Raw genomic sequence first — 26,620 nt, forward strand, 5'->3', positions numbered from 1 at the left:
CCATGCTCACACTCTGCGGCTTTGCAGCCAGCAACTACTACAACAAAGTCAAATTCGCCCTGCTCGAAAAAGGTGTGCCCTTCACCGAAGAGCTGGCCTGGGTAGGCCAGACCGATTCGGCGTGCAGCCCTTTGGGCAAAGTGCCTTACATCAAGACCCCCCAAGGTTCGCTGTGCGAGTCGGGCGTGATCATGGAGTACATCGAGCACGAATACCCCCAAAACCCCTTGCTGCCCGCAGACCCTTTTGCCGCAGCAAAGGTCCGCGAGCTGGTGACTTTTCTGGAGCTGCACCTCGAGCTGGTGGCCCGCAACTTGTACCCACAGGCATTCTTTGGCGGTCAGATCAGCGACAGCGCCAAGGAAAAGACCGGTGCCCAACTTGAGAAAAACGTGGCGGCATTGGCCCAACTGGCCCAGTTCAGCCCCTTCATGCTGGGCGACAAACTGAGCTTGGCCGACTGCGCGGCGGTGGTGCATTTGCCCTTGGTGTCGGCTGCGACCAAGCTCGTTTATGGGCGCGACTTTCTGGCCGACCTGCCAGTGCGCGACTACCTCAAACGCATGGGCGAACGCCCCAGCCTGCAACAGGTCAACGCCGATCGCAAAACCAACACCGAGTTGATGCTTTCCCGAGCCAAAGCCAAAGTTTGAGCCCTACGGGAGGCAGCGCACGGCTGCACCCTGTTGGTTGACCTGCATCAATGTCAACGCGATGTGGCTGTTTCATGATGAACACATGAGCACCACACCACCCTCCTCTCCAGATGTCTTTCAGGCCCTGCTGATCCAGGCCCGCACGCAGCTGCTGGAACGCATGGCGTACGAGCGCGGCGGCCTTGTGTCGCGCGCCGACATGGCCGCCGACCACTTTGACAACAGCTTCCAGTCGCGCGCCCAGATCCAGACTGAACGGCAAACCGAGTTCGCCATGAACGAACACGAAACGGCCGAGTTAGGCGACATCGAAGCCGCCCTGAAACGCATCCAAACAGGCACCTACGGCCAGTGCACAGACTGCGGCGTCGACATCCCGCCCGCCCGGCTCAAGGCCTACCCCACCGCCAAGCGCTGCATCAATTGCCAGTCGTTGGCCGAACAATACCGTTGATTTTTTTACACAAAGAGCACCATGAGCACTTTTCACGCCGTTGTCTGGATGGCCCACCAAAAAGCCACCGCTGCGGGCTCTTCCTGCTGACCCTGTGGTGACTGGCTGCTATGCTTTCGGGCATGCACAGCCTGTTTCACTTCGCTTTTCACGTCACCGACCTCGACGAGGCCCGCCGCTTTTATGGCGGCACACTCGGTTGCCAGGAAGGTCGCTCCACCGACACTTGGGTGGACTTTGATTTTTTCTCGCACCAAATTTCGCTGCACCTGGGTGAGCCGTTCAAGACCAGCTTGACAGGTCATGTGGGCGATCACCTGGTGCCCATGCCGCACTTTGGCTTGGTCTTGCAAAAGGACGATTGGCAACGTCTGGCAGACCGCCTGCAGGCCGCTGGCATGGCCTTTGTGGTCGCGCCGCACCTGCGTTTTGCAGGTCAGCCGGGCGAGCAATGGACCATGTTCTTCATGGACCCCTTCGGCAACCCGATTGAAGTGAAAGGCTTTGCCAGTCTGAACACGGTTTACGCAGGCTGATAGGCATGGAACACACATTTGCTTCGGCCACCATCTTGCTGCTGCTGATCACCGACCCGCTAGGCAATATCCCGATTTTTGTGAACACCTTGCGGGCCGTGCCACCCGAACGACGTGCCCGCGTCATCGTGCGCGAAGTGCTGATCGCTTTTGGCCTGCTGCTGGCCTTCATGTTTGTCGGGCAATCGTTCCTGAAGGCGATGAGCCTGTCGGATGTGTCTTTGCAAATTGGCGGTGCGGTGGTGCTGTTTTTGATCGCGTTGCGCATGATTTTTCCACCCCCGCCGCAAGATTCGCCCGTGCCTGCCGCCGAACCATTGATCGTGCCCTTGGCCATTCCGGCCTTGGCGGGCCCCTCGGCCATGGCCACTGTGCTGCTGCTGGTCAGCCAGGCGCCCGAGCGTCGGCTTGAGTGGGTCGCCGCCCTCACGGTGACCATGCTGGTTTGTGCGGTGGTTTTGTTGCTGGCCGAGCGCTTGCAGCGGGTGGTCGGTTTGCGCGTAGTCTCGGCCTTTGAGCGCTTGATGGGCCTGATTTTGGTGTCCATCTCGGTGGAGATGCTGATCCGAGGCCTGAAGTCTCTGGCGCAAAACTGGCCACACTGAGGCATCTGCTCAGTTGAGTCGGCGGGCTTCCAGTGGCACTTCCTGCTTGGTGCGTGGTTTGCCGATCGGGTTGGCCGTCTGGCCTTTTTGGGTCGCAGCCATGTCTTCTTCGCTGGGGTATTGCCCCAACAACCAATAGTCAAAAACACGCCGGGCAATCGGGGCGGCAGAGGCCGCACCAAAACCGGCATTTTCGACCACCACGGCCACCGCGATCTTGGGGGCCTCTGCAGGTGCATACGCCATGTACAAGGCGTGGTCGCGTTGGTATTCGGACAAATTAGCGGCGTTGTACTTGTCCTTTTGGCCAATGGTTACCGCTTGGGCTGTCCCTGTTTTACCCGCACTGGCATACCCGGCCCCCGCAAACACGCGCGCAGAAGTACCTGAAGTCACCACGCCCACCAAGCCGTTGCGCACCACGCTCATGTGCTCAGGTTTGAAGCCCAGGCTGAGCGGCTCAGGTGAGTTGACTTGGGTGGGCACGTGGGTCAGCGCGTCTTGTGTGGCCGTGACAACATGGGGCTTGAACTGCATACCTCCACTGGCCAGTGTGGCCGTGGCCGAAGCCAGTTGCAGCATGGTGAAGCTGTTGTAACCCTGCCCAATACCCAGAGAAATGGTCTCGCCGCCATACCACTTCTTTTGTTCGGGCTTCTTGTAGTAATTGCGCTTCCACTCGGTGCTGGGCAAAATGCCGCGCACCTCACCAGGCAAGTCAATGCCCGTGATCTGGCCAAAGCCCAGCGGCTTCATGAAGTCGTGAATGGCGTCCACCCCCATCTCGTTGGCCAGCGAGTAGTAATAAACGTTGCTCGACAGCACAATGGAGCGGACCATGTCAACGGGCCCCAGCCCCGTGTCGCCGTGGCTGCGAAAGGTATGGCCACCATAGCTCCAAGAACCGGCATCGTTGATGATGGTGCTGGAACTGCGTTTGCCGGTGGTCAACGCGGCCATGGCCATGAAGGGCTTGTAGGTCGAGCCCGGCGGGTAGGTGCCCCGCAAAGCCCGGTTGAGCAAGGGCTTGTCGATCGACTCGTTGAGGATTTTCCAGTTCTCGACATCAATGCCATCGACAAACAAATTGGGGTCAAACGTGGGCTTGCTGACAAAGGCCAGCACCTCGCCCGTGTTGGGGTCCAGCGCCACCAAGGCACCGCGGCGGGTACCAAAAAGGTCCTCCACCATTTTTTGCAACTGGATGTCGATCGACAAAACCACGTTTTGCCCCGGCGTGGCCAGGTGACTGGACAGGCTTCGAGTGGCTCGACCGCCCGCCGAGGTTTCAACCCGGTTCACCCCTGTGATGCCGTGCAGTTCGCGCTCGTAGCGTTGCTCCACACCCAATTTGCCGATGTATTCGGTGCCCCGGTAATTGCCAACATCGTCGTCGTCTTCGATGCGTTCTTTTTCCTTGGCATTGATGCGCCCGATGTAGCCCACCACATGGCTGGCCAGTTCACCGTAAGGGTATTGTCTGAACAGACGAGCCTTGATTTCAACACCCGGGAACCGGTAACTCTGTGCACTGAAACGCGCCACCTCTTCGTCATTCAGTCGGGTGCGAATTGGCAGGGAGTCGAAGCTGCGCGAATCTTCCCGCAAACGCTTGAACCTGCGGCGGTCTTTGCCTTGGATTTCCACCACCTCGGCCAATGCGTCGATCGTGGCCTCGAGGTCGGCCACTTGAGAGGGCGTGATTTCCAGGGTGTAGGCCGAGTAATTGCTGGCCAGCACAACCCCATTGCGGTCCAAAATGGTGCCGCGTGGGGGCACGGTCGGGATCACCGCCGTGCGGTTGTTTTCAGCCTGTTCCAGCAAGTCCTCGTGTCGCACGATTTGCAAATAGGACAAGCGGACGCCCAACAAAAGAAAGCAAACCAGCACCACCCCCTGCACCACGGCCACCCGAGCGCGAAACCGCTGAAGTTCGGCTTGGCTATCGCGCAACTCGGCAAGTGAAGGCAGCCAGAATGACATGGTCAAAGGGGCCGGATGTTGTCGGGGTCAAAAGCACGCCGCTGCGGTGCCAGCAACAAGGCCCCGATCAGTGGCCACAGGGCTGCCTGCAGCAACGGCGCAAAGAGTTGACTCCAGTGAGGCCAGGCATCGTGCACGATCAGGCGCGTGAGCCACTCCAGCAATGCCGCAATCACAAACAGCGGAACGATCTGCAGGGCTTGCTCACGCAACGGAAACCACAACAGTCGCCGTTGCACAGCCAGCGCCATGCCGCTCAGCACCACATAAGACAACGCGTTTTGCCCCAGCAAAGCCGACTCGTGCACGTCCAACGCCAAGCCCAGCACAAAAGCCAACACCACACCCACACGCCTGGGTTGATAAACATTCCAGAACACCACCACGATGGCCAGCACATCGGGTAACCAATGCCACCCCACCAAGCCGAGCAGCATGTTCAGCAACAGGCCCACAACCACGGTCATGGCAATGAAGCGGGGGTTGGCGGGCAACAGCAAAGGGCGCCCTGCGGGCATGATCATGGTTTAACTCCTGCTGAAGAAGCCGCAGCTGTCCGGCCTTTGCCCAAGCGCTTAGGCTCAATTGGGTGCGTGGGAGCAGTGGGCCAGTCTTTCGTCGGCGTCAGCACCAGCAAATGCCGCCCCCTTGGCTTGGCCGCAGGAATCGCGTGAACCCGCGCAAACGACGAATCAACGCGGCGGTCAATCTGGCTGACCGTGCCCACATGCAAACCCGGCGGGTAAACACCATCGATGCCACTGGTGGTGAGCAAGTCACCTTGTTTGACATCCGTGCTGGCCGGCACAAATTTCAACTCGAGTGCACCAGAGGACATGGTCGGATCGCCAACAACGACATGGCGGCTGCCCGTTCGGGCATTCACCACAGGAATGCTTTGGGCCCGGTCTGTCAGCAGTGTCACTTCGCTGACCAAGGCATAAACGCGTGTGACTTGCCCCACCACGCCGCCCGCATCAATGACCGCAGAACCTGGCACGATGCCCCCGATTTGTCCTCGGTCCACCACGATGCGATCGGTATAAGGGTCGGCCGTTTCGTAAAGCACTTCAACCGCCTTGGCAGGCCCTGCAATTTGTGCTCGCAAATCAAGCAACTCCCGCAATTGGGTGTTTTCCAGTCTCAATTGTTCAACTTGCTGCAAACGCTGGGCCTGCGCGATGGTGCGCGTCTGGAAGTTTTGTGCGGCATCTTGCGCCTCTTCCAGGTTGTGAAAGTATTGACCCATGCCCCTGACCGCGCGCGCAGGCTGTAGCGACAACCATTGCAAGGGGGACAGCACCATGGCAATGCCCGCACGCAGCGGCTGGGAGATCTGGAAACGGTGGTCTGATGCCATCAACAAAATCGACAGCAGCGCCAAGAGCACCAGTTTGGTGGTCGCAGACAGGCCCTGCCGAAAAATCGGCGGGGAACTGCGTTCAAGGGTATCCAGAGCCATGAAGGTGTTGCGCCGGATTCAGGTTTGAAAAGGCTTGATCTGTGACTGCCGGAAAACAGCCAACGAGCGTGCCTTATTCGCTGGTGAAAATGCTGCCCAACTGGTCCATGCGGTCCAGCGCCATGCCGCAACCCCGTGCCACACAGGTCAGTGGGTCTTCGGCCACCAGCACGGGCAAGCCGGTTTCTTCGGCCAGCAAACGGTCCAGGTCGCGCAGCAATGCGCCGCCGCCGGTCAGCATCATGCCGCGCTCGGCAATGTCGGCACCCAATTCTGGCGGCGTGTGTTCCAGCGCGGTTTTGACAGCGGACACGATCTGGTTGAGCGGGTCGGTCAGGGCTTCCAGGATTTCGTTGGAGCTGATGGTGAAGCTGCGCGGCACGCCTTCGGACAGGTTGCGGCCCTTGACTTCCATCTCCTTGACTTCGCTGCCGGGAAAGGCCGAGCCAATGTTTTTCTTGATCGCCTCGGCAGTGGGCTCGCCGATCAACATGCCGTAGTTGCGGCGGATGTAGCTGATGATGGCTTCGTCAAACTTGTCGCCACCCACGCGCACGCTGCCTTTGTAGACCATGCCGCCCAGCGAGATCACGCCCACTTCGGTGGTGCCACCACCGATGTCGACCACCATGGAGCCCGAAGCTGCCGACACCGGCAAACCTGCGCCGATGGCTGCGGCCATGGGTTCTTCGATCAAATACACCTCGGATGCACCTGCGCCCAAAGCCGATTCGCGAATCGCCCGGCGCTCGACCTGGGTAGAGCCGCAAGGCACACAAATGATGATGCGGGGGCTGGGGCGGAAGGTGCTGCGGGGGTGCACCATGCGAATGAACTGCTTGAGCATCTGCTCGGTCACGGTGAAGTCGGCGATCACGCCATCCTTCATGGGGCGAATGGCTTCGATGTTGCCAGGCACTTTGCCCAGCATGGCCTTGGCTTCGTGGCCAACGGCTTGCAGGGTTTTCTTGCCCTGAGGGCCGCCTTCGTGGCGGATGGCCACAACCGAGGGCTCGTCGAGCACGATGCCCTTGTCGCGCACAAAAATCAGGGTATTGGCGGTGCCCAGGTCAATGGCCAGGTCGCTGGAAAAATAACGGCGGAAAGAGGAAAACATGGGGGAGTCCTTTGACGCTCAGCCCCAAGACCCGCAGAGGGGACTGCTTGGGGTAGCGCGGCGGTCAAATTTGGTGTGTCTTTAGGGCTGGCTCAGAGGCTTTGCTTTGAACAGCGCCAAACACAGGATAATACCCGATCCCCCGGTAAAACAGACGCATTCATGTGCCGTTCCAGCCGGAAAACCCGTCATTTACAACTCGTTTCAAACCATGTCCCTGACCCCGCAGGATATTGCCCGCATCGCCAACCTCGCCCGCCTGGAATTGCAGCCCGACGAAAGTGAACGCATGCTGACTCAGATCAACGGCTTTTTTGGCATCGTCGAGGCCATGCAGGCGGTGGACACGACCGGAATCGAGCCCATGGCCCACCCCGTGGCTGCCATTCAGGACATCACATTGCGCCTGCGACCCGACGTGGTCAGTGAACCCAACCAACGCGACCTGAACCAGCGCAGTGCCCCCGCCGTCGAGCGCGGCCTGTTTCTGGTGCCCAAGGTGATCGAGTGAGCCGCACCATGACGACATCCAACCTGCAAGACATGACCGTGGCCGAACTGGCCCACGCCCTGAAATCCAAACAAGTCAGCGCCGTCGAAGTCGCGACCCGTTTTTTGGCCCAAACCGGTGGCAACCCGCACAACGCCTTTCTGGACATCGACAGCGAAGTGACCTTGGCGCAAGCCCAAGCCAGCGACGCCCGCCTCGCTGCGGGCACAGGCGGCCTGCTCGAAGGCGTGCCCGTGGCGCACAAAGACGTGTTTGTGACGCGCGACTTTGTCACCACCGCAGGCTCCAAAATACTCACCGGCTACCGCTCGCCTTTTGACGCCACACTGGTGCAAAAACTCGGTGCCTCCGCACAGGGCGGCGCGGGCATGGTCACATTGGGCAAGCTCAACTGCGACGAATTCGCCATGGGCTCGGCCAACGAAAATTCGGCCTTTGGCAAAGTCACCAACCCTTGGGACATCGCCCGCGTGCCCGGCGGCTCGTCGGGTGGCAGCGCCGCCGCCGTGGCGGCACGCCTGACCCCCGCAGCAACGGGCACCGACACCGGCGGCTCCATCCGCCAGCCCGCCAGCTTTTGCGGCATCACCGGCATCAAGCCCACCTATGGCCGCGCCAGCCGTTACGGCATGATCGCCTACGCCTCCAGCCTCGACCAAGGCGGCCCCATGGCCCGCACCGCCCAAGACTGCGCTTTGCTGCTCAGCGCCATGTGCGGCCCCGACATCGACCGCGACTCGACCTCGCTCGACGTGCCCGCCGAAGACTTCACCGCTTCGCTGAACAACTCGCTCGAAGGCCTGCGCATTGGCGTGCCCAAAGAGTTCTTTGGCGATGGCCTGGCTGCCGATGTGCGCGCCGCCGTAGACGGTGCTTTGCGCGAGTATGAAAAGCTCGGCGCCAAGCTGGTGCCCATCAGCCTGCCGCGCACCGAGTTGTCGATTCCCGTCTACTACATCATTGCCCCGGCCGAAGCCAGCTCCAACCTCAGCCGCTTTGACGGCGTGAAGTTTGGCCACCGCGCCAAGGACTACACCGACCTGGTGGACATGTACAAAAAAACCCGCGCCGAAGGCTTTGGCAACGAGGTCAAACGCCGCATCATGACGGGCGCTTATGTGCTGAGTCACGGTTATTACGACGCCTACTACCTGCAAGCGCAAAAAATCCGCCGCATGATCGCAGACGACTTCCAGAACGCGTTCCAGCAGTGTGACGTGATCGCTGGCCCCGTGGCCCCGTCTGTGGCCTGGAAGTTTGGCGACAACGCCAATGACCCGGTGGCCGACTACCTGGCCGACATCTTCACCCTGCCCGCCTCGCTGGCCGGCCTGCCCGCGATGAGTGTGCCCGCTGGATTTGGCACCGGCGACATGCAGAACTTAGGAACGGGAATCGGCAAGCCGCTTCCCGTGGGCCTGCAATTGATTGGCAACTATTTTCAAGAAGCTCGCTTGTTGAACGCTGCGCACCGCCTGCAACAAGCCACCGATTTCCACCTTCGCAAGCCGGAGGGCATTTGATATGACCGCTAAATTAGTTCAAGGCTACGAAGTCGTCATCGGCTTTGAAACGCACACCCAACTCTCCACCCGGAGCAAGATTTTCAGCCGCGCCTCGGTGGCGTTTGGTGCCGAGCCCAACACGCAAGCCTGCGCGGTGGACATGGCCCTGCCTGGCACACTGCCCGTGATGAACATGGGCGCGGTCGAGCGCGCCATCGAATTCGGTCTGGCCGTCAACGCGCACATCGCCGAGCGCAGCATCTTTGCGCGCAAAAACTACTTTTACCCCGACCTGCCCAAGGGCTACCAGATCAGCCAGTTCGAAATCCCGGTGGTGCAAGGTGGCGAGGTGTCGTTTTTCCTCGAAGAAGGCAAAGAAACGGTGCGCAAAACCGTGCGCCTAGAGCGTGCCCACCTCGAAGAAGACGCGGGCAAATCGCTGCACGAGGATTTCATTGGTCAAAGCGGCATCGACCTGAACCGCGCGGGCACCCCGCTGCTGGAGATCGTGACCCAGCCCGACATGCGCAGCAGTGACGAGGCCGTGGCCTATGCCAAAGAGTTGCACAAAATCGTGACCTGGGTCGGCATCTGCGATGGCAACATGCAAGAAGGCAGCTTCCGCTGCGACGCCAACGTGTCGGTGCGCAAGCCCGGCCAACCTCTGGGCACGCGCCGCGAGATCAAGAACCTGAACAGCTTCAAGTTCATGCAGCAAGCCATCGACTACGAAGTGCGCTGGCAGATTGACCAGATCGAAGACGGCCACGCCATCCAGCAAGCCACGGTGCTGTTCGACCCCGACACGGGCGAAACCCGCGCCATGCGCACCAAGGAAGACGCCGCCGACTACCGCTACTTCCCCGACCCTGACCTGCCGCCGCTGGTGATCGGCCGCGACTGGGTCGAGCGCGTCAAAGGCGAGATGGCCGAGCTGCCCCGCGTGATGGCCGAGCGCTTCGTCAAAGACTACGCCCTGCCCGAATACGACGCCACCCAGCTGACCCAAAGCAAGGCGGTCGCCGCTTACTTTGAAGCCACCGCCAAGGCCTGCGGCCAAGCCAAACTGGCCAGCAACTGGATCATGGGTGAAGTGTCGCGGCGCTTGAATGTGAGTGAGATGGGCATCGAGCAAGCGCCAGTGAGCGCGGCACAGCTGGCCGCTTTGATTGGTCGAATCAGCGACAACACCATCAGCAACAACGCGGCTCGTCAGGTGTTTGAAGGTCTGTGGAATAAAGAAGGCCCCTCCGGTAGCGAAGGCGATGTCGACGCCATCATCGAAGCCAAAGGCCTCAAGCAGATGAACGACACCGGCGAGCTGGAAAAAATCATCGACGAAGTGCTGGCCGCCAACCCCAAGAACGTGGAAGAGTTCAAGGCGGGCAATGCCAAGGCCCTGAACGGCCTGGTCGGCCCGATCATGAAAGCCAGCAAGGGCAAGGCGAATCCGGGGCAGGTGAATGCTTTGTTGATGAAGAAGCTGGGCGGTTAACGCTCACGCTTTTGGGTGTGGAAGCGAGTCCTTGCTCGCGAATGTCTGTTCACTCAACACCATCGTCGGAGGGGCAGCCTCGCACAGGGGAATCAACTGATACCTGGTTCCCCGCCCCGTCCCCGTCTGCACCAACACCCCCATCTCGCACAGCGCCGTCAGCTCCCGGTAGGCCGTGGCGCGTGACACGCGGCACAGGTTCACGTATTTCTCGGTGCTGATGCCGTGGGCGAAACCTTCCGGCCCCACGTCATACAGCTTGTTGATCGCCTTGGTTTCCGTGGGCGTGAGCTGCGGATGTTGCTCGCGCAGTTCGGCCCAAAAACGGGTTTTGCGCATGGCCGCTTGCATGTGTTCCCAGGTGGCATCAGCGGCTTTGTGCACGCAGCCCACAAACCATTGCACCCAGGGCGTCACGTCCATATTGGCCTGCCCGGTGGCCGCTTGCAGTTGGGCGTAGTAACCTGCCCGGTCCAGCCACATTTGCTGCGACAGACTCCACAGGCGTTTGTCGGTTTTCAGGTCTTGCGCCAGAGCCATTTCAACCAGCGCCCGGCCCACGCGGCCGTTGCCGTCTTCAAAGGGGTGAATGGCTTCAAGCCACAAGTGCGCCAGCGCTGCACGCACCAGGCCGTCGGCCTTTCCCAGGCTGCTGTTGAACCAATCGATCAGATGTGTCATCTGCGCAGGCACGTCGGCCGAATCGGGGGCTTGGTAATGCACGATGTCGGGCTTGCCCATGCGGAGCGTGACGATCTGCATGGGTTCGGCATGGTCGCGGTAAGCGCCTGTGCGGATTTTCTGGATGCCGCTGCGCCCAGTCGGGAACAAGGCCGCTTGCCAGCCGTACAGGGTGTCGTGGCTCAAAGGCTGCTGGCTTTGTTCGATGGCCGCTTGCAGTACGTCGAGAGTGGCTTCGGTGCGTGCGTCGCGCTCCAGCGCTTTGGCGTCAGCCAAGCCCAAACGCCGGGCGGCAGAGGCCCGCACCGAGTTGACCTGCAGCGTTTCGCCCTCGATCTGCGCCGTGGCCACGGCTTCGTCGGCCCAGCCTTGCAATTGCAAGTCACCCAGGTCCATCCGTTGCAGATGACTGGCCAGCCCCATGGCACGCCCCTGCGCATAGCGTGCGGCAGCCAGCGCCGGTTGCAGCACGGCCAGATCGACCTGAAATTCAGGCCATTGGGGAGATTGCCAAAGATACATGAAGCGTATTTTAGGGATTTACGCTTCAAATGTGAAGCGTAAATGGTTTTTTTACGCTTCAGCACTATCGGTAGACCTCTCGCCGATTGCCGATCCGCAACACGCGCACCAGAATTTTCTGATCCTGAAGGTCACAGATGATGCGCCAGTCACCGACTCGGTACTTCCAATAGCTGCCCAGGCGCTGACCCGAGAGGGCCTCGCCGATGTCGCGTGGGTTGGTCAAGCTGCTGACGCGTGTGCGCAAAAAACCCACCAGCCGGATCTGGATCGGCTTGTCGAGTTTGCGCAGGTCTTTGAGGGCGTCCGGGTCAAACTCAATTTGCCAGGCCAAGCTCGCGCTCCACGTCTTCCAACGAAATGGTGTTGCGGTTCTTGCGGGCGCGGGCCTCGGCCAGGAAATAGTCTTCGAGGTCGTCGATGTGTTCGAGGATGGCTTCGCGCACCAGCGCGGTCTTGGTCAGCCCGGTCTCTTGGGCCAGTTGAGCCAAGCGGGTTTCAATGTTTTCGGGCAGGCGGATGGCAAGCATGGCTTCTTCCCTTTCAATGATTGCTATACAAGTATAGCCAGCCCATCCATTACAGCCAAATTTGACAGACCCATCCCAAGACCAGATCACCGCTGCTATGGATTTTTTGTTCCAAGGTTATTGATCAGGCCCATTGGCTCGTCGGGTTTTCAGGGCCTGTGGCACGCCCTTCGGCCGCAGGGGCGGCCTCCCACAGGGGCAAGGGTGTGTCGACTTCAACGCTCCAGCGGCACCACTTCCTGCTCGATCGCCCCAAACAAACTCTCGCCGTTCAAGCCCTTCATCTCGATGCGGATGGTGTCGCCGTATTTCATGAACTCGGTGCTGGGCTTGCCGTCCAGGATGGTTTCGATGGCGCGTTTTTCGGCGATGCAGCTGTAGCCTTTGGGCCACTCGGGTTTGCCCTTCACTTCCACGCTCTTGTTGCTCACCGTGCCGCTGCCCACGATGGAGCCGGCCCGCACGTTGCGGGTTTTGCAAATGTGGGCGATCAGCTGGCCGAAGTGGAAGGTCATTTCAGGCCCGGCCTCGCACATGCCGACTTTGCGGCCGTTCCAGGTGGACTGCAGCGTCAGGTGCACGCGCCCGCCTTGCCAGGCTTCGCCCAACTCGTCGGGGGTCACGGCCACGGGGCTGAAGGCGGTGGCGGGTTTGCTCTGGAAAAAGCCAAAGCCTTTGGCCAGCTCGTTCGGGATCAGGTTGCGCAGGCTCACGTCGTTGGCCAGCATGATCAAGCGCACGCCTTCGATGGCGTCGTCCGCGCTGGCTTGCATGGGCACGTCGCCGGTGATGACCGCGATTTCGGCTTCAAAGTCGATGCCAAAGGCTTCACTGGCGCACACCACCGAGTCGCACGGGCCAATGAAGTCATCGCTGCCGCCTTGGTACATCAGCGGGTCGGTGTAAAAGCTGCTGGGCACTTCGGAGTTGCGGGCCGCGCGGACCAGCTCCACATGGTTGAGGTAGGCCGAGCCGTCGGCCCATTGGTAGGCGCGGGGCAGCGGGGCCATGCATTGCGCGGGGTTGAACGGGAAGGCATGTCGTGACTTGCCTTGGTTGAGCGTGGTGTACAGGTCCTCCAATTGGGGGGCCAAGAAGTTCCAGTCGTCGAGCACCCGTTGCAGCTGGCTGGCGATGCCGGTCGCATAATGTGCGGTGCTCAGGTCGCGCGAAACCACCACCAGTTGTCCGTCGCGTGAGCCGTCTTTGTAGGTCGCCAATTTCATGTTGAATGTGTCCGTTCTGGTCTCGATGCGCTACAGTGTGCACCAGCGAGAAATTACGCATTGTTAAACTCATTTAACTAAACGAAACCAGATTCTAGGCGATATGGACACAGACAGCACCGCTTCCAGCCCGCAAGACGGTGACAAGGAACGCGCAGGGATTCAATCGGTCGAGGTGGGGTTTGCCTTGCTGGATGTCTTGGCCCAAGCCCCCGCCCCCTTGATGCTGCGCGACCTGGCCGCCGCCGCCCACATGAGCGCGGCCAAAGCCCACCGATATTTGGTCAGCTTCCAGCGCCTGGGCTTGGTGGTGCAAGACAGCACCAGCACGCGCTACGAGCTGGGGCCCGCCACCTTGCGGCTGGGCTTGGCCACCTTGTCGCGGCTGGACGCCGTCAAGATGGCCCGTGAACGCTTGCCCGCCTTGATCGAGGCCACGGGCCACACCATGGCGCTTGCCGTTTGGGGCAACCGGGGGCCGACCTTGGTGCATTGGCAAGAAACCCCACTCGCCATGCCGGTCAGCTTGCGCTTGGGTGATGTGATGCCGCTTTTGTCTTCGGCCACGGGTCGGTGCTTTGCCGCCTTCAACAGCCATGGCGGTGCTGCCGAAAAAGCCCGCCCCATGATCGAAGAAGAATTGGCCTTGGCCCGCAAAGTGGGCCGCAGCGACTTGCCCAGCACGCCCGCCCAACTGCAAGCCATGGTGAAAGAAACGCGGCAACAGGGTCTGGGCCGCGTGGTCAATGTCTTGTTGCCTGGCATTTCAGGCTTTTGCGCCCCGGTTTTTGATGCTGACGGGCACTTGGTTCTGGGCGTGGTGGCGCTGGGTTCGTCCGCCACGCTCGACACCGCATGGGACGGGCCGATTGCCCAAAGCTTGCGCCAGTTTGCCGGGCAACTGTCGGCTGACTTGGGCTGGCGTGCTTGATGCCTGCCAAGCTGGACCACCCACACACCGGCGACAAACCCGCTTTATCGGGGCCACCCTCACGCCGGACTTTGCTGGCCTTGGTGCTGGTCGTGCTGATGGCGCACGCTGTGGCGCTGTTGAGTGTGTCGGGTTCACTGGATCTGAGCTTGCCTTCAGACGACGCCGTGCGAACCGGCCCGCTGCAAACGCGCTGGGTCCCTCCGCCTGCTGCTAAGCCTACTCAAGCTGCCCCGAAAGCGGTCACGCCGCGCCAACGCATCGCCACCGAACCGGCTGCACCCGTGCCTGCACCTGTATCCTCACCCGCGCCCGAGCCGGTCGCCATGCCGGAACCGGCAGAGTTGCCACCGTCCACGGCGGTCGAACCGCCTCCTGCGGCCCCATTGGCAACACCTGCCGAAAGCGCCCCAACTCAGGCGTTGCCTGCCGCAACGGCCGCCAGCAATGCCGCAGCACAAACCGCCACCTCGGCCATGCCCCTTATTCCACTGGGGGCCTTGCCGCCTTCGAGCTTGCTGAGCTACCGCCTGACGGGCTTGGCCAAGGGCCTCACCTACCACGCCACCGGCGAGCTTCGCTGGCAATCCAACGAGAGCGCCTACGCCATGAGCCTGTCGGTGAAGGCCTTTTTGCTCGGCTCGCGGCACTGGCGCAGCGTGGGCGCCGTCAATGCCTCCGGCCTGGCCCCCACCCGTTTTTCAGACAGCTGGCGCAGTGAACGCGCAGCGCACTTTGACCGCGAAAACAACCGGGTGGTCTTCAGCAGCAACGCGCCCGTGGCCACGCTGGAGCCGGGCGCGCAAGACCAGATCAGCCTGTATGTGCAACTGGCCGCCGCCATGGCGGGCGAGCCGCAGCGCTTTCAGCCCGGAACGCGTCTGCAAATTCAAACGGCCACCACGCGCGACGCCTTGCCATGGTTGCTGACCATGGAGCCTGGCGAAACCCTGAAATTGGACGCACAAACCTTGCCCACCGCCAAGTGGGTGTGCCAGCCACGCAACCGTTTTGACGCCAAAGTAGAGTTCTGGATGGCCGAAAAATACGCCTGGATGCCCGTGCGCATCCGCATCACCCAGATCAGCGGTGACTTCATCGACCTGACGCTGAGTGGCCAAGAGCCCTTGCCGCCTTTGCCTGTTGCTGAGCTGCCTGCCAGGAAAACCACACCATCTTGAAGTTCATCCCAAAAGCCCCAAGTGGTCAGCACAAGTTGAGAGAGAATGAACGCATGAATCTGTTGTACGAATCTGAAACCTTTGCCGTGATGCATGTGCTGGCCAACGCGCCTGCCGAGCCGGCCCCCGTGACCAGCAAGCCCATGCTGGAGCGTCATGGTTTCGAAATCGTGGACAAACGCTCTGGCAAAGAGGTCTATCTGGACGGCTCGTGGGCCGAAATGTTCCAGCAGCAAATCCAGGCGTGGCAGCAACACACCCCCACCCAAGAAGAAGTCGAAGACACGCTCGAGGGCTACACCGGCCTGGCCCAACAACCGGTGGTGGTGCACTAAAACAGGTTGAGGTTGAGGTTGAGGTTGAGGTTGAGGTTGAGGTTGAGGTTGAGGTTGAGGTTGAGGTTGAGGTTGAGGTTGAGGGGTTGAGGTTGAGGTTGAGGTTGAGGTTGAGGTTGAGGTTGAGGTTGAGGTTGAGGTTGAGGTTGAGGTTGAGGTTGAGGTTGAGGTTGGAGGTGACTTTGTGGCTTGTCGTCATAAACAACTTGGTTTTTGTCATACCCGACTTGATCGGGTATCCATGTGGTTCGAGTCATAGATACCCGCATTCGCGGGCATGACATATGGGTGACCACTCACCACTCACCACTCACCACTCACCACTCACCACACGCCACACACCGACTACTTGTCAGACGCTTTTTTGTGCCCACCGAGCCACTGGAAAATCGGCCCCACCAAAATCAGCACGGCCACCAAACGGCAAACCTGAAACGCCGTGACCACCGGCACGCCCAACTGCAGGACTTTGGCGGTAATCGCCATCTCGGCAATGCCGCCCGGTGAGGTGCCCAAAATCAAAGTCGCAGGGTGCAGCCCCGTGGCCCACGCCAGCGCCAAGCCAAAACCCACAGACAGCACCATCATGACCACCGTGCCCGTGGCGGCCGAGGCGAGCCAGCCCGGCGCGGTGTGCACAAATTCACGCTGAAAGCGCACCCCCAGACTCACGCCAATGACCAGCTGCGCCGCGTTCGACAAAGCCGTGGGCACCGCCGACCAATAAACCCCAGAAAGCGTCAACCCCATCGACACCAGCAAAGCGCCCATGAACCATGGGTTGGTGCGTTTGAGCCAAGTCATGAAGAACGCCCCGCCCGCCGTGGCCAGCGCCAACCACAGCAAGCCCGGCCATTGCGCCACACGCGGCCCCGGCAGCAGACGGGCATCGACCTGCAAGCCCCAATGGTTTTGCGCCCATTGCATGGCAAAGGGCACCGACACCACCACGATCACCAGCCGCACGCTGTGCGCTGCCGCCACCAAGTCGGTGCGGGCACCATGGCGTTCGGCCAACAAGGTCATCTCTGAAGCGCCACCAATCGCGCTGGCAAAGTAACTGGTGGCCCGCCAAGCCCCCGGCGGCAGGTGTGCAAAATCGGCCGCATGCTGGCGTTGCAGCCACGCACCAAACAAAGCCCCCAAGCCCAGCGCCCAAAGCACCGCCAGCCCAATCGCCCACCACAGACTGACCACCAGTTCACTCACCTGCGGTGTGAAATACAGGCCCAAAGCGGCACCGATCACCCACTGCCCAGCATTGCGCAACAAGGCCGCACTGCGCGTGGGCGCGCCCAGCACCGAGGCCACCGCCGTCGCCAGCAACGGCCCCAGCATCCATGGAATCGGTGTGTGCAGCCAGACACACACCTGGGCAGCAACCAGCGCCACCAGCAAGGTCAACGCCGTTCGTCCCCAAAACATCATGCTCGGCCCCATCGGTTGGCGGCTTCAGTCACGACCTTGTGTCGCCAGCACCCTATACAGCTCATGTCGGAGCTGAAGCCCTGACTGACACCCATCCGCCCGACGGGAACCCGCTCAGGCATGCCGGCGGATGCTGTCGGCCACCGTCTGCACGATCTGGTCGATGTGCGCGTCTTCCACGATGTAAGGCGGGCAAATGACGATGTTTTCACCCGCGGGGCGCACCCACACGCCTTTGTGAAAGCAATCCATAAAAATGTCATAGGCCCGCTTGCCTGGCGAGCCCGCGATGCTGGCCAGCTCCACCGCCCCAGCCAGGCCCAAGGTGCGGATGCCGATCACGTTGGGCAAGCCTTTAAGGGCACTGTGCATCGCGTCGCCCAACACGCGGCCTTGCTGGCCCGCACGGGCAAAGAGGTTTTCTTCTGCCATCAAGTCAAGCGTGGCAATGGCCGCAGCGCAAGCCACAGGGTGGCCAGAATAGGTATAGCCATGGAAAAACTCGATGGCATGCTGGGGCGAGTTGGCATTCATCATGGCGTCGTAGATGAAGTCACGGCAGATCACGCCGCCCAGCGGGATCACGCCGTTGGTCACCGCCTTGGCAAAGTTCAGCATGTCGGGCACCACGCCGTAATAGTCCGCGCCAAAGTTCACACCCAAACGGCCAAAGCCGGTGATGACCTCGTCAAAAATCAGCAAGATGCCGTGCTTGTCGCAAATCTCGCGCAGGCGCTTCACATAGCCTTGGGGCGGGATGTACCAGCCCGCGCTGCCCGCGATCGGCTCGACGATGACCGCCGCCACATTGCTCGGGTCGTGCAGCACCAAGATCCGGTTTTCCAGCTCCAGCAGCGGGTCTTCGGCCCACACTGGTTCTTCGTGGTGGATGTAGGGGTGCTTCACAGGATCGTGGATGAAACGCATGTGGTCGACACGCGGCAACAACTGCGCCCCAAACGCCTTGCGGTTGGCTGGCAGTCCGCCCACGCTCATGCCGCCGAAGTTCACGCCGTGGTAACCCTTTTCGCGGCCAATGAACACCGTGCGGTGGCCTTCGCCCCGAGCGCGGTGGTAAGCCAGCGCCACTTTCAGGGCGGTGTCAGCCGCCTCAGAGCCCGAATTGCAAAACAGCACTTTATTCAGGTCGCCCGGGGCCATGGCGGCAATCATCTGCGCCGCCTTGAAGGCCTTGTCGTTGCTGGCCTGGAACGCCGTGGCGTAGTCCAACGTGTCCAGCTGCTTTTTGATGGCCTCGTTGATCGGCATGCGGTTGTGGCCCGCGCCCACACACCACAGGCTAGAGATGCCGTCGATGACTTTTTTGCCATCGTGGGTGGTGAAGTGCATGCCCTCGGCACCCACGAACACACGGGGGTCTTGGCGGAAAGTGCGGTTGGGCGTGAAGGGCAACCACTGGTTGTCCATGTTCAGATCGGTGAGGGTCACGGCAAAAACTCCTTGAAATCCATTCAGCTAGCCAGTTTAAAGCCCGCAAGGGCCTGGCCCCGCCACCGGGGCGACATGCCGCGCCTGTGCCCGAGGACCCCGGAGGGTGTCTCTACAATAAGCCGTCCTGAACTGAAGCGCCCCACCTTTTAAAGGGCGCGTCCACCCAACCGCTTTGCCCCATGACCACGACTTACATCCTGACGCTTTCTTGCCCTGACCGCACCGGCATCGTGCATGCCGTTTCGGGTTTTTTGTTGGAGCGAGGCGGCAACATCGAAGAAGCGGCGCAATACAACGACCACGACACCGGCCTGTTTTTCATGCGCGTGCAGTTTGCGTGCGGCCAAGCCGACGGCGCAGCACTCAACGCGCAGTGGGGCGAGTTTGCACAGACCTTTCAGATGAAGTGGGACTTGCATGCCACCACCCAGCCCATGCGCACCGTGCTCATGGTCAGCAAGGAAGGCCATTGCCTGAATGACCTGCTGTTCCGCTGGAAGAGCGGCCTGCTGCCTTTGGACATCCGCGCCATCGTGAGCAATCACCGCGAGTTCTACCAGCTGGCGGCCAGCTACAACGTGCCGTTTCACCACATTCCGGTGACCGCCGCCACCAAAGAACAGGCCGAAGCCAAGCAGTACGAAATCATCGAAGCCGAAGGTGCCGAGCTGGTGGTGCTGGCCCGCTACATGCAAATTCTGAGCGACGACCTGTGCCGCAAACTGGCCGGCCGTGCCATCAACATCCACCACTCGTTCTTGCCCAGCTTCAAGGGCGCCAAGCCTTACTACCAGGCGCACGACCGGGGTGTGAAACTGATTGGTGCCACCGCCCACTATGTGACGGCCGACCTGGACGAAGGCCCAATCATTGAGCAAGACGTGGCCCGTGTGGACCACAGCAAAACCGTGGAAGACCTGACCACCATTGGCCGCGACACCGAAAGCCAAGTGCTGGCCCGCGCTGTCAAATGGCACAGCGAACACCGCGTGCTCATCAACGGCCACAAGACGGTGATTTTCAAATAAATAAACTTGCGGGACAGATCTTTAGCTCTGTCCCCAACTGATTAACTATGTCCGCCAACTCGCGCATCCCGCCGATCCAGTGCCTCTTGACCTTTGAGGCCTTGGCGCGCCTGCGCAGCGTGACCCAAGCGGCCGAAGAACTGTGCGTGACGCCCAGCGCCGTCAGTCACCGCGTCAAGCAGCTGGAGCAAATCATCGGAACCAAGCTGTTTGGTCGGGCCGATTTCTCGCTCACGACCGAAGGCATCGAATACCTGGCGCATGTGCGCGAAGGGCTGGTGTCGCTGCAGCGCTTTCCCAGCGCCAGCAACACCCCGGGGCGGCGCAAGCTGCGCCTGGCGGTCACGCCCACTTTTGCCCGCTCGGTGCTCATGCCGCGCCTGAAACACTTTTTAGACGCTTACCCCGAGATCGACATCACTTTGCAGGTCAGCATTCCGCTTTTGGACGTGGTGGCCGAAGACGCCGACCTGACCGTGCGCTTTGGCACAGGCCGCTACTCGGACGTAGAACACGTCTGCCTGGCCAAAGACGAAGTCACGCCCTTGGCATCGCCCGCTTGGTTGCGTGAAAACGGTCCGTTTGCCAACGCCGAAGACCTGCAAGGCCAGCCTCTGCTGCGCAGCCCGCTGGAGCCCTGGCGTACCTGGTTTGCCGCACACGACCTCGATTGGCCAGAACCCATCGACGGGTCATCGTTCAACGACATCGGCCTCATGTGCGATGCCGCAGCCCAAGGCCTGGGCATCGGCCTGATCCGCACCAAGCTGGGCGCTCCTTGGCTCGAAAGCGGCCAACTGGTTCGGCTGTTTGAGCGCAGCGTGCCCAGCCCCCATGCGCACTACCTGTGCTGGCGCACCGGCACCATGGAGCGCTGGGAATGCGCCGCCTTTGCCGACTGGCTGAAAAAAGCGCTGGCCTGAGCGGCCAAATTCACAAACCCATCAAAGATTCTTCAGCCCCGGCGACCGGCCTTGGGCTTACAGTGATGGGCTTAACTCCAGGTTTTGACTGTCATGAGTGCCAACACCCCCATCGAAACCCAGCAATTGACCGCCACCGAACGGGCCGAGCGCCAGCGCGCCGTGGTGCAGGCCTTGGGCCGCGTGCTGACCCAAGATGCCATCCTTTACACCCCCGAAGACACCACGCCCTATGAATGCGACGGCCTGACCGCCTACCGCGAGCGGCCCTTGGTGGTGGCATTGCCCGAGACCGAGGGCCAAGTGCAGGCCGTGCTCAAGGTCTGCCACGCTCTGCAAGTGCCCGTGGTGGCACGCGGTGCCGGCACCGGCCTGTCGGGCGGGGCCATGCCGCACCGCATGGGTGTGACCTTGTCGATGGCCCGCTTCAACCAGATCAAAACCGTGGACCCGGTCAGCCGCACGGCGGTGGTTCAGTGCGGCGTGCGCAACCTGGCCATCAGCGAAGCGGCTGCGCCCTATGGCCTGTATTACGCACCTGACCCGTCGAGCCAGATCGCCTGCACGATTGGCGGCAACGTGGCCGAAAACTCGGGCGGGGTGCACTGCCTCAAATACGGCCTCACGGTGCACAACGTGCTCAAAGTCAAAGGCTTCACGATCGAAGGCGACCCGATTGAATTTGGCAGCGACGCGCTCGACACGGCTGGCTACGATCTGTTGGCCGTGCTGGTGGGCAGCGAAGGCATGCTGGCCGTGACCACCGAAGTCACCGTTAAGTTGGTGCCCAAACCGATGCTGGCACGCTGCATCATGGCCAGCTTTGACGACGTGCGCAAAGCGGGCGATGCCGTGGCCGCCGTGATCGCAGCGGGCATCATCCCCGCAGGGCTAGAGATGATGGACGGCCCCATGACCGTGGCCGTCGAAGACTTTGTGCACGCGGGCTACGACCTGAGCGCCGCCGCTATTCTTTTGTGCGAGAGCGACGGCACGCCCGAAGAAGTCGAAGAGGAAATCGGCCGCATGAGCGAGGTGCTGCGCGGCTGCGGTGCGACCGCCATCACCGTCAGCCGTGACGAAGCCCAGCGCATGAAGTTCTGGAGCGGGCGCAAAAACGCCTTCCCCGCATCGGGCCGCATCAGCCCCGATTACATGTGCATGGACTCGACCATTCCGCGCAAGCGCCTGGCCGACATCCTGCAAGCCATTTCCGAAATGGAAATCAAGTACGGCCTGAAATGCCTGAACGTGTTCCACGCAGGCGACGGCAACCTGCATCCCTTGATCCTGTTCGATGCCAACGACGCCGACCAATTGCGCCGCTGCGAGCTGTTTGGTGCCGAGATTTTGGAGACCAGCGTGGCCATGGGCGGCACCGTCACAGGTGAGCACGGCGTGGGCATCGAAAAGGTCAACAGCATGTGCGTGCAGTTCAGCGCCGAAGAAAACGAGCAGATGTTCGCCATCAAACGCGCCTTCGACCCGCAGGGCCTGCTCAACCCCGGCAAAGTGATTCCGACGCTGAACCGGTGCGCTGAATATGGCCGCATGCTGGTGCGTGCGGGGGCAATCAAGCACCCGGAGTTGGAGCGGTTCTGAGCTTCGCCAACACCCCACAGGCCTGAGCGATCCTCAGGCCTTTTTTTCGGGGGCATGGCTCAACGCACAAGGCCATGCCGACGAATATGGTTGCGCACGCAACCATATTCACCTAAGATGCGGGCCAATTCCCAAACCACGGCAACGCCCGCCATGCCCACGCCTCTTGACCGCACGCTGACCTACCGCCTGCACCAACTGCACAAGCTGACCGACTCGGACAGCCAATCGGCCTACCCTGAACACACGGGTTTGTCGATGAGCGACGGGCGCTGCTTGACGACGATTGGCACCTTTGAGCCCTTGTCGGTCAAAGAACTGGCCGAAAAAGCCAACCTGAACAAAGGCCAGGCCAGCCGGGGCGCGCAGGCGCTGGTCGATCAGGGTTTAGTGCTCAAAGCCGATCATCCGGGCGATGGCCGGGGTGTGGTGCTGACCCTGACGGCCAAAGGGCGCGGGGTGTTCGACCGCGCCATGGCCATGGTCGCCCAACGCAACCAAGACATCTTCGGCTGCCTGACAGAAAAAGAACAAAGCACCTTGAGCGCCATGTTCGACCGCCTGATTGCCCACGCCCGTCCGGGGGTTACGACGGACTCCCGGCCAGTCCTTGCTTCGAACTCTCGCCCGCGCTGAGCCCCAACATCCGGAAGACAACATGCACACCCCCAGCACCGAAGCCCGCCCTTCCATTTATTACCAGTACCAGGTGTTCAAACCTTGGCTGGCCTCGGCGCACCCTCCACAGACGCGTCAAAAGGTGGTGATCGTTGGCGCTGGCCCAGCCGGCATGGTGACGGCGCTGGAGTTGGCCCGCCACGGCGTGCCCAGCGTGGTGCTCAGCGCCGAATTGCAGTTGTCTCAAGGCAGCCGCGCCATCTGCTTCACCCGCCGTTCGATGGAAATCTTGCAGCAAGTGGAGGTGGCCGACCGCATGACCGCAGGCGGTCTGCCTTGGCGCTTTGGCAACTCGTTTTACCGGGGCCAGCGCGTGTTTCGAATGGAAGCGCCGCACGATGCCGATGACCGGTTTTTCCCGATCATCAATGTGCAGCAGCAGTTCTTGGAGGAGTACCTGCACGAGGCCTGCCAAGCCAACCCGCTGATCGATTTCCGCTGGGGCAACAAGGTCACGGCGGTGGTGCAAAAAGACGGTCATGCGCAATTGGAAGTCGACACGCCCGAAGGCCCTTACACGCTGGAGAGCGACTGGGTGGTGGCCGCTGACGGCGGGCGCTCGGGCATCCGAACAGCCATGAACCTGCAAATGGAAGGCGCGTCTTACGAAGGCTTTTTCGTGATCGCCGATATCCAAGTCGACCTGCCTTTGCCCACCGAGCGCCTGGCTTACTTTGACCCCGACTGGAACCCCGGCAACACCATCTTGATGCACCGTGAGCCCCACGGCATCTGGCGCGTGGACTACCAACTGCCGCCGGGCGAAACGCCCGAAGAAGCGCTGCGCCCCGAGTCGCTCAAAGCCCGCATCGACGCCCAGCTGGCCATGATCGGCCACGCCGGTGTGCCGTGGCAGATGGACTGGTCTTCGGTCTACTCGGCCCGCACGCTCACCTTGCCCGACTTTGTGCACGGCAGCGTCATCTTCACGGGCGACGCCGCGCACCTGTTGCCGATTTTTGGCGTGCGCGGGGCCAACACCGCCTTTCAGGATGCGCAGTCGCTGGGCTGGCACTTGGGCTTGGTGGTCAAAGGGCTTGCCGGCCCACGGCTGCTGGCCAACCACAGCGCCGAGCGCGTGGGCGCAGCCCGCGAGATCATCACCGAAGCGGGCAAAAGCACCCGCTTCATGGCCCCGCCCAGTCCGGGCTTTCGGCTGCTGCGCGACGCGGTGCTGTCGCTCTCGCTCACACAAGAATTTGTGCGGCCCCTGTACCACTGGCGAACCTCAAGGCCGCACGCGTACACGCACTCGATGCTCAACAGCACGGGGGACGACAATGGCTTGTTCAAGAGTGGCCCGGCCCACGGTGCGCCACCGCAAAACGTGCGCTTGGGGGCCAACGACTTTTTGCTCGACCACCTGGGCGGCGGCTTTGAGCTGCTGTATTTCACCGACACCGCCTTGCCCGATGCACTGCAACAAGTGATCAACGCCGCACGGCAAAAAGGCATGCCTTTAAACGTCACCGCCGTGGGCGCGGCGCAGCCCGTGGCCGGGGCCGACCAACACCTGCCCGATGCCGATGGCCACCTGCGCCAACGCTACGGTGTGCCAGCCCATGGCGGCGCGTATTTGCTGCGCCCCGACCAGCACATCTGCGCCCGCTGGCTCACGCTGGACGCCACGCGGCTGCAAGCGGCCCTGAACCAGGCCTTGCCCCGATAAGGAACAACACCATGACCCCCCTGTCACATTCACCCACACTTTCCATCGGCGGCCTCGAAACCGTCTACGACGCGCTGGCCACGGCCATCGACCAAGCCGGGGCCGACAAGGCCCCGCTGTTCCTCGTCAAGCTGGCTTTGCTCAACGCCAACGCGCTGGCCGACGAAACCCTGTTTCAGCAGCACATCACCGCTGCATTGCAAGACCTCTGACCCCCTCACTTCAAAGGAGACCACGATGCTCGTTCAATCCGTTCACCACGTCGCTTACCGCTGCAAAGACGCCAAAGAAACCGTTGAGTGGTACCAAAAACACCTCGACATGAAATTTGTGCTGGCCATTGCCGAAAACGAAGTGCCTTCGACCAAAGCACCCGACCCCTATATGCACATCTTTTTGGACGCGGGCCACGGCAACATCCTGGCCTTTTTTGAGCTGCCCAGCCAGCCCGAAATGGGCCGCGACACCAACACCCCGGCTTGGGTGCAGCACTTGGCTTTGAAGGTCGAGTCGATGGACGCGCTGATCGCCGCCAAAGACAAATTGGTCGCAGGTGGCATCGAGGTGCTCGGACCGGTCGATCACACCATTTTCAAAAGCATTTATTTCTTTGACCCCAGCGGCCACCGCCTGGAGCTGGCCGCCGACTGCGGCACGCCCGAGATGATGCAAAAGCTCGACGAAGTGAAGTGGGACATGCTCGAAGAATGGAGCCAAACCAAACGCGCCCCCAAGCACGCCGCGTGGATGCACGATGGCAGCATGGCCGCTTGAAAGGGCCTCGATGACTCTGCTGAACGACACCCACAACCCGGCGCTCAAAAGCTGGCTCGCCTCGGCCAACAGCGCAGGCTGCGACTTCCCCATCCAAAACCTGCCGTTCGCGGTGTTTCGCCGCAAGGGCTCAACCGAGGCTTTTCGCGGCGGCGTGGCCATTGGCGACCAAATCGTGGACTTGGCCGCATTGGCCAAGTCAGGCGTACTGACCGGCGAGGCCGCTGCAGCCGCCCAAGCGGGCGCGCAAGACAAGCTCAACGCCTTGATGGCGCTGGGCACCCCGGCTTGGAGCGCCTTGCGCCTGGCCCTGTCACGCGCTCTGCGCGAAGGATCGGCAGCGCAAGCCGCCTTGCAAGACGGCCTCGTGCCGCAAGCCCAGGCCGAATACGACGTGCCTGCCCGCATTGGCGACTACACCGACTTCTACACCTCGGTGCACCACGCCACCAACATCGGCAAACAGTTCCGCCCCGACAACCCGCTGCTGCCCAACTACAAATGGGTGCCCATCGGTTACCACGGCCGAGCCTCCAGCATTGGCGTGTCGGGCCAAACATTTCGCCGCCCAGTCGGCCAAACCATGCCGCCGGGCGCAGCCGCGCCCACGTTCGGCCCCTGCAAGCGACTGGACATCGAGCTGGAGCTGGGCATTTTTGTGGGCCGCAGCAATGCACTGGGCGAAGCCGTGGACATCGCCAAAGCCGAAGACCATGTGTTCGGCATCTGCCTGCTCAACGACTGGTCGGCCCGCGACATCCAGGGCTGGGAATACCAACCGCTCGGCCCCTTCTTGTCCAAGAACTTCGCCACCACGATCTCGCCCTGGGTCGTCACGCTCGAAGCCTTGGCCCCTTACCGCGTGGCCTTCACCCGGCCTGCCGAAGACCCGCAGCCCATGGCTTATTTGGACTCACCAGCCAACCGCAGCGGCGGCGCTTTTGACATCCAACTGCAAGTGGGTTTGCAAACACCGCAGATGCGCGCCGCAGGCCTCAGCGACGCCAGCATCTGCCGCACCAGCTACCGCCACGCCTATTGGACCGTGGCGCAGATGCTCACCCACCACACCGTCAATGGCTGCAACCTGCAAGCGGGCGACTTGCTGGGCAGCGGCACCCTGTCAGGCCCCACTTTGGACCAAGCAGGCGCCCTGATCGAGCTGACCACGGGCGGCAAGAACCCCATCGCCTTGCCCAACGGCGAACAGCGCACCTGGCTCGAAGACGGCGACAGCGTGGTGCTGCGCGGCTGGTGCGAGCGCGAAGGCGCGGCACGCATTGGCTTTGGCGAATGCGTGGGCACGGTGCTGCCGGCGCGGCTGCCCCAAGGCTGA

General features: G+C 61.5%; 28 protein-coding genes. 18 read left to right on the forward strand and 10 right to left on the reverse strand.

Annotated elements, in window-relative coordinates; genetic code table 11:
* Positions 1-2: 2 nt before the first annotated feature.
* From BN3544_RS13100 to BN3544_RS13115, 4 genes are all read left to right on the forward strand, one after another.
* Positions 3-653, forward strand: a complete 651-nt coding sequence (locus BN3544_RS13100) for a glutathione S-transferase (protein WP_019429249.1) — start codon at positions 3-5, stop codon at positions 651-653.
* An 85-nt stretch (positions 654-738) separates the two neighbouring features.
* Positions 739-1,110, forward strand: a complete 372-nt coding sequence (locus tag BN3544_RS13105) for a TraR/DksA family transcriptional regulator (RefSeq protein ID WP_036074824.1) — start codon at positions 739-741, stop codon at positions 1,108-1,110.
* Positions 1,111-1,232: 122 nt separating this feature from the next.
* Positions 1,233-1,646: a VOC family protein gene (locus BN3544_RS13110; protein ID WP_026036513.1), complete on the forward strand. Its 414-nt coding sequence runs from the start codon at positions 1,233-1,235 to the stop codon at positions 1,644-1,646.
* A gap of 5 nt (positions 1,647-1,651) precedes the next feature.
* A complete protein-coding gene (locus BN3544_RS13115) occupies positions 1,652-2,251 on the forward strand; it encodes a MarC family protein (protein ID WP_019429246.1) in 600 nt (199 codons plus the stop codon).
* Positions 2,252-2,260: 9 nt separating this feature from the next.
* On the opposite strand, the gene mrdA is transcribed toward BN3544_RS13115, so the two are convergent.
* The 4 genes from mrdA to BN3544_RS13135 form a co-directional block, all read right to left on the reverse strand.
* The gene (gene mrdA / locus BN3544_RS13120; RefSeq protein ID WP_036074787.1) at positions 2,261-4,234 is read right to left on the reverse strand and encodes a penicillin-binding protein 2; all 1,974 of its coding nucleotides are present in this window, start codon (positions 4,232-4,234) and stop codon (positions 2,261-2,263) included.
* Positions 4,235-4,236: 2 nt separating this feature from the next.
* Positions 4,237-4,758 (reverse strand): rod shape-determining protein MreD, encoded by a 522-nt coding sequence (gene mreD, locus BN3544_RS13125; protein ID WP_019429244.1) that lies wholly within the window; start codon positions 4,756-4,758, stop codon positions 4,237-4,239.
* Positions 4,755-5,696, reverse strand: coding sequence for a rod shape-determining protein MreC (mreC, locus tag BN3544_RS13130; protein ID WP_019429243.1), 942 nt, complete (start codon positions 5,694-5,696; stop codon positions 4,755-4,757). The genes mreD and mreC overlap by 4 nt, the downstream gene beginning before the upstream one ends.
* Positions 5,697-5,769: 73 nt before the next feature.
* Positions 5,770-6,813: a rod shape-determining protein gene (locus tag BN3544_RS13135; protein ID WP_019429242.1), complete on the reverse strand. Its 1,044-nt coding sequence runs from the start codon at positions 6,811-6,813 to the stop codon at positions 5,770-5,772.
* 211 nt (positions 6,814-7,024) lie between these two features.
* Between BN3544_RS13135 and gatC the strand changes: the two genes are divergently transcribed.
* From gatC to gatB, 3 genes are read left to right on the forward strand one after another with little or no spacing between them, the layout of a single operon-like run.
* Entirely contained in the window at positions 7,025-7,324 is a 300-nt protein-coding gene (gene gatC, locus BN3544_RS13140; RefSeq protein ID WP_019429241.1) for an Asp-tRNA(Asn)/Glu-tRNA(Gln) amidotransferase subunit GatC, read from the forward strand.
* Between the two features lie 8 nt (positions 7,325-7,332).
* Positions 7,333-8,847 carry an Asp-tRNA(Asn)/Glu-tRNA(Gln) amidotransferase subunit GatA gene (gatA, locus tag BN3544_RS13145; protein WP_036074822.1) on the forward strand — a complete coding sequence of 505 codons (1,515 nt, stop codon included), beginning with the start codon at positions 7,333-7,335 and terminating at the stop codon, positions 8,845-8,847.
* A gap of 1 nt (position 8,848) precedes the next feature.
* Entirely contained in the window at positions 8,849-10,324 is a 1,476-nt protein-coding gene (gene gatB / locus BN3544_RS13150; protein ID WP_019429239.1) for an Asp-tRNA(Asn)/Glu-tRNA(Gln) amidotransferase subunit GatB, read from the forward strand.
* Between the two features lie 3 nt (positions 10,325-10,327).
* On the opposite strand, the gene BN3544_RS13155 is transcribed toward gatB, so the two are convergent.
* From BN3544_RS13155 to BN3544_RS13170, 4 genes are all read right to left on the reverse strand, one after another.
* Entirely contained in the window at positions 10,328-11,527 is a 1,200-nt protein-coding gene (locus tag BN3544_RS13155; RefSeq protein ID WP_019429238.1) for a Fic family protein, read from the reverse strand.
* Positions 11,528-11,591: 64 nt separating this feature from the next.
* Entirely contained in the window at positions 11,592-11,861 is a 270-nt protein-coding gene (locus BN3544_RS13160; RefSeq protein WP_019429237.1) for a type II toxin-antitoxin system RelE family toxin, read from the reverse strand.
* Positions 11,845-12,057 (reverse strand): type II toxin-antitoxin system RelB family antitoxin, encoded by a 213-nt coding sequence (locus tag BN3544_RS13165; protein WP_019429236.1) that lies wholly within the window; start codon positions 12,055-12,057, stop codon positions 11,845-11,847. Before BN3544_RS13165 ends, BN3544_RS13160 begins: the two co-directional genes overlap by 17 nt.
* A 215-nt stretch (positions 12,058-12,272) precedes the next feature.
* A complete protein-coding gene (locus BN3544_RS13170; protein ID WP_019429235.1) occupies positions 12,273-13,283 on the reverse strand; it encodes a fumarylacetoacetate hydrolase family protein in 1,011 nt (336 codons plus the stop codon).
* A gap of 103 nt (positions 13,284-13,386) precedes the next feature.
* On the opposite strand from BN3544_RS13170, the gene BN3544_RS13175 reads away from it, so the two are divergent.
* Genes BN3544_RS13175 through BN3544_RS13185 form a run of 3 tightly spaced genes read left to right on the forward strand, consistent with a single transcriptional unit; the run spans position 13,387 to position 15,730 of the window.
* On the forward strand, positions 13,387-14,214 hold the full coding sequence (locus BN3544_RS13175) for an IclR family transcriptional regulator (protein ID WP_019429234.1): 828 nt from the start codon (positions 13,387-13,389) through the stop codon (positions 14,212-14,214).
* The gene (locus BN3544_RS13180; RefSeq protein WP_019429233.1) at positions 14,214-15,395 is read left to right on the forward strand and encodes a DUF3108 domain-containing protein; all 1,182 of its coding nucleotides are present in this window, start codon (positions 14,214-14,216) and stop codon (positions 15,393-15,395) included. The genes BN3544_RS13175 and BN3544_RS13180 overlap by 1 nt, the downstream gene beginning before the upstream one ends.
* Positions 15,396-15,448: 53 nt before the next feature.
* Entirely contained in the window at positions 15,449-15,730 is a 282-nt protein-coding gene (locus tag BN3544_RS13185; RefSeq protein ID WP_019429232.1) for a BTH_I0359 family protein, read from the forward strand.
* Positions 15,731-16,075: 345 nt separating this feature from the next.
* On the opposite strand, the gene BN3544_RS13190 is transcribed toward BN3544_RS13185, so the two are convergent.
* Both BN3544_RS13190 and BN3544_RS13195 read right to left on the reverse strand, forming a co-directional pair.
* Positions 16,076-17,158: an AbrB family transcriptional regulator gene (locus BN3544_RS13190; protein WP_026036511.1), complete on the reverse strand. Its 1,083-nt coding sequence runs from the start codon at positions 17,156-17,158 to the stop codon at positions 16,076-16,078.
* 114 nt (positions 17,159-17,272) lie between these two features.
* Complete coding sequence (locus BN3544_RS13195; RefSeq protein WP_036074818.1) at positions 17,273-18,586, reverse strand: omega-aminotransferase AptA; 1,314 nt, start codon at positions 18,584-18,586, stop codon at positions 17,273-17,275.
* Between the two features lie 203 nt (positions 18,587-18,789).
* On the opposite strand from BN3544_RS13195, the gene purU reads away from it, so the two are divergent.
* The 8 genes from purU (at position 18,790) to fahA (ending at position 26,620) form a co-directional block, all read left to right on the forward strand.
* On the forward strand, positions 18,790-19,638 hold the full coding sequence (purU, locus tag BN3544_RS13200) for a formyltetrahydrofolate deformylase (protein WP_019429228.1): 849 nt from the start codon (positions 18,790-18,792) through the stop codon (positions 19,636-19,638).
* A gap of 47 nt (positions 19,639-19,685) precedes the next feature.
* Complete coding sequence (locus BN3544_RS13205; protein ID WP_019429227.1) at positions 19,686-20,561, forward strand: LysR substrate-binding domain-containing protein; 876 nt, start codon at positions 19,686-19,688, stop codon at positions 20,559-20,561.
* A 93-nt stretch (positions 20,562-20,654) separates the two neighbouring features.
* The gene (locus BN3544_RS13210) at positions 20,655-22,163 is read left to right on the forward strand and encodes an FAD-linked oxidase C-terminal domain-containing protein (protein WP_019429226.1); all 1,509 of its coding nucleotides are present in this window, start codon (positions 20,655-20,657) and stop codon (positions 22,161-22,163) included.
* Positions 22,164-22,316: 153 nt separating this feature from the next.
* Complete coding sequence (locus BN3544_RS13215; RefSeq protein ID WP_050999082.1) at positions 22,317-22,799, forward strand: MarR family winged helix-turn-helix transcriptional regulator; 483 nt, start codon at positions 22,317-22,319, stop codon at positions 22,797-22,799.
* Between the two features lie 22 nt (positions 22,800-22,821).
* The gene (locus BN3544_RS13220; protein ID WP_019429224.1) at positions 22,822-24,510 is read left to right on the forward strand and encodes an FAD-dependent monooxygenase; all 1,689 of its coding nucleotides are present in this window, start codon (positions 22,822-22,824) and stop codon (positions 24,508-24,510) included.
* A gap of 11 nt (positions 24,511-24,521) precedes the next feature.
* On the forward strand, positions 24,522-24,722 hold the full coding sequence (locus BN3544_RS13225; protein ID WP_019429223.1) for a hypothetical protein: 201 nt from the start codon (positions 24,522-24,524) through the stop codon (positions 24,720-24,722).
* Positions 24,723-24,747: 25 nt separating this feature from the next.
* The gene (locus BN3544_RS13230) at positions 24,748-25,284 is read left to right on the forward strand and encodes a VOC family protein (RefSeq protein ID WP_019429222.1); all 537 of its coding nucleotides are present in this window, start codon (positions 24,748-24,750) and stop codon (positions 25,282-25,284) included.
* Positions 25,285-25,294: 10 nt separating this feature from the next.
* Entirely contained in the window at positions 25,295-26,620 is a 1,326-nt protein-coding gene (gene fahA, locus BN3544_RS13235) for a fumarylacetoacetase (RefSeq protein WP_019429221.1), read from the forward strand.

The organism is Limnohabitans sp. Rim47 (assembly GCF_001517545.1).
GTDB lineage: Bacteria > Pseudomonadota > Gammaproteobacteria > Burkholderiales > Burkholderiaceae_C > Limnohabitans_A.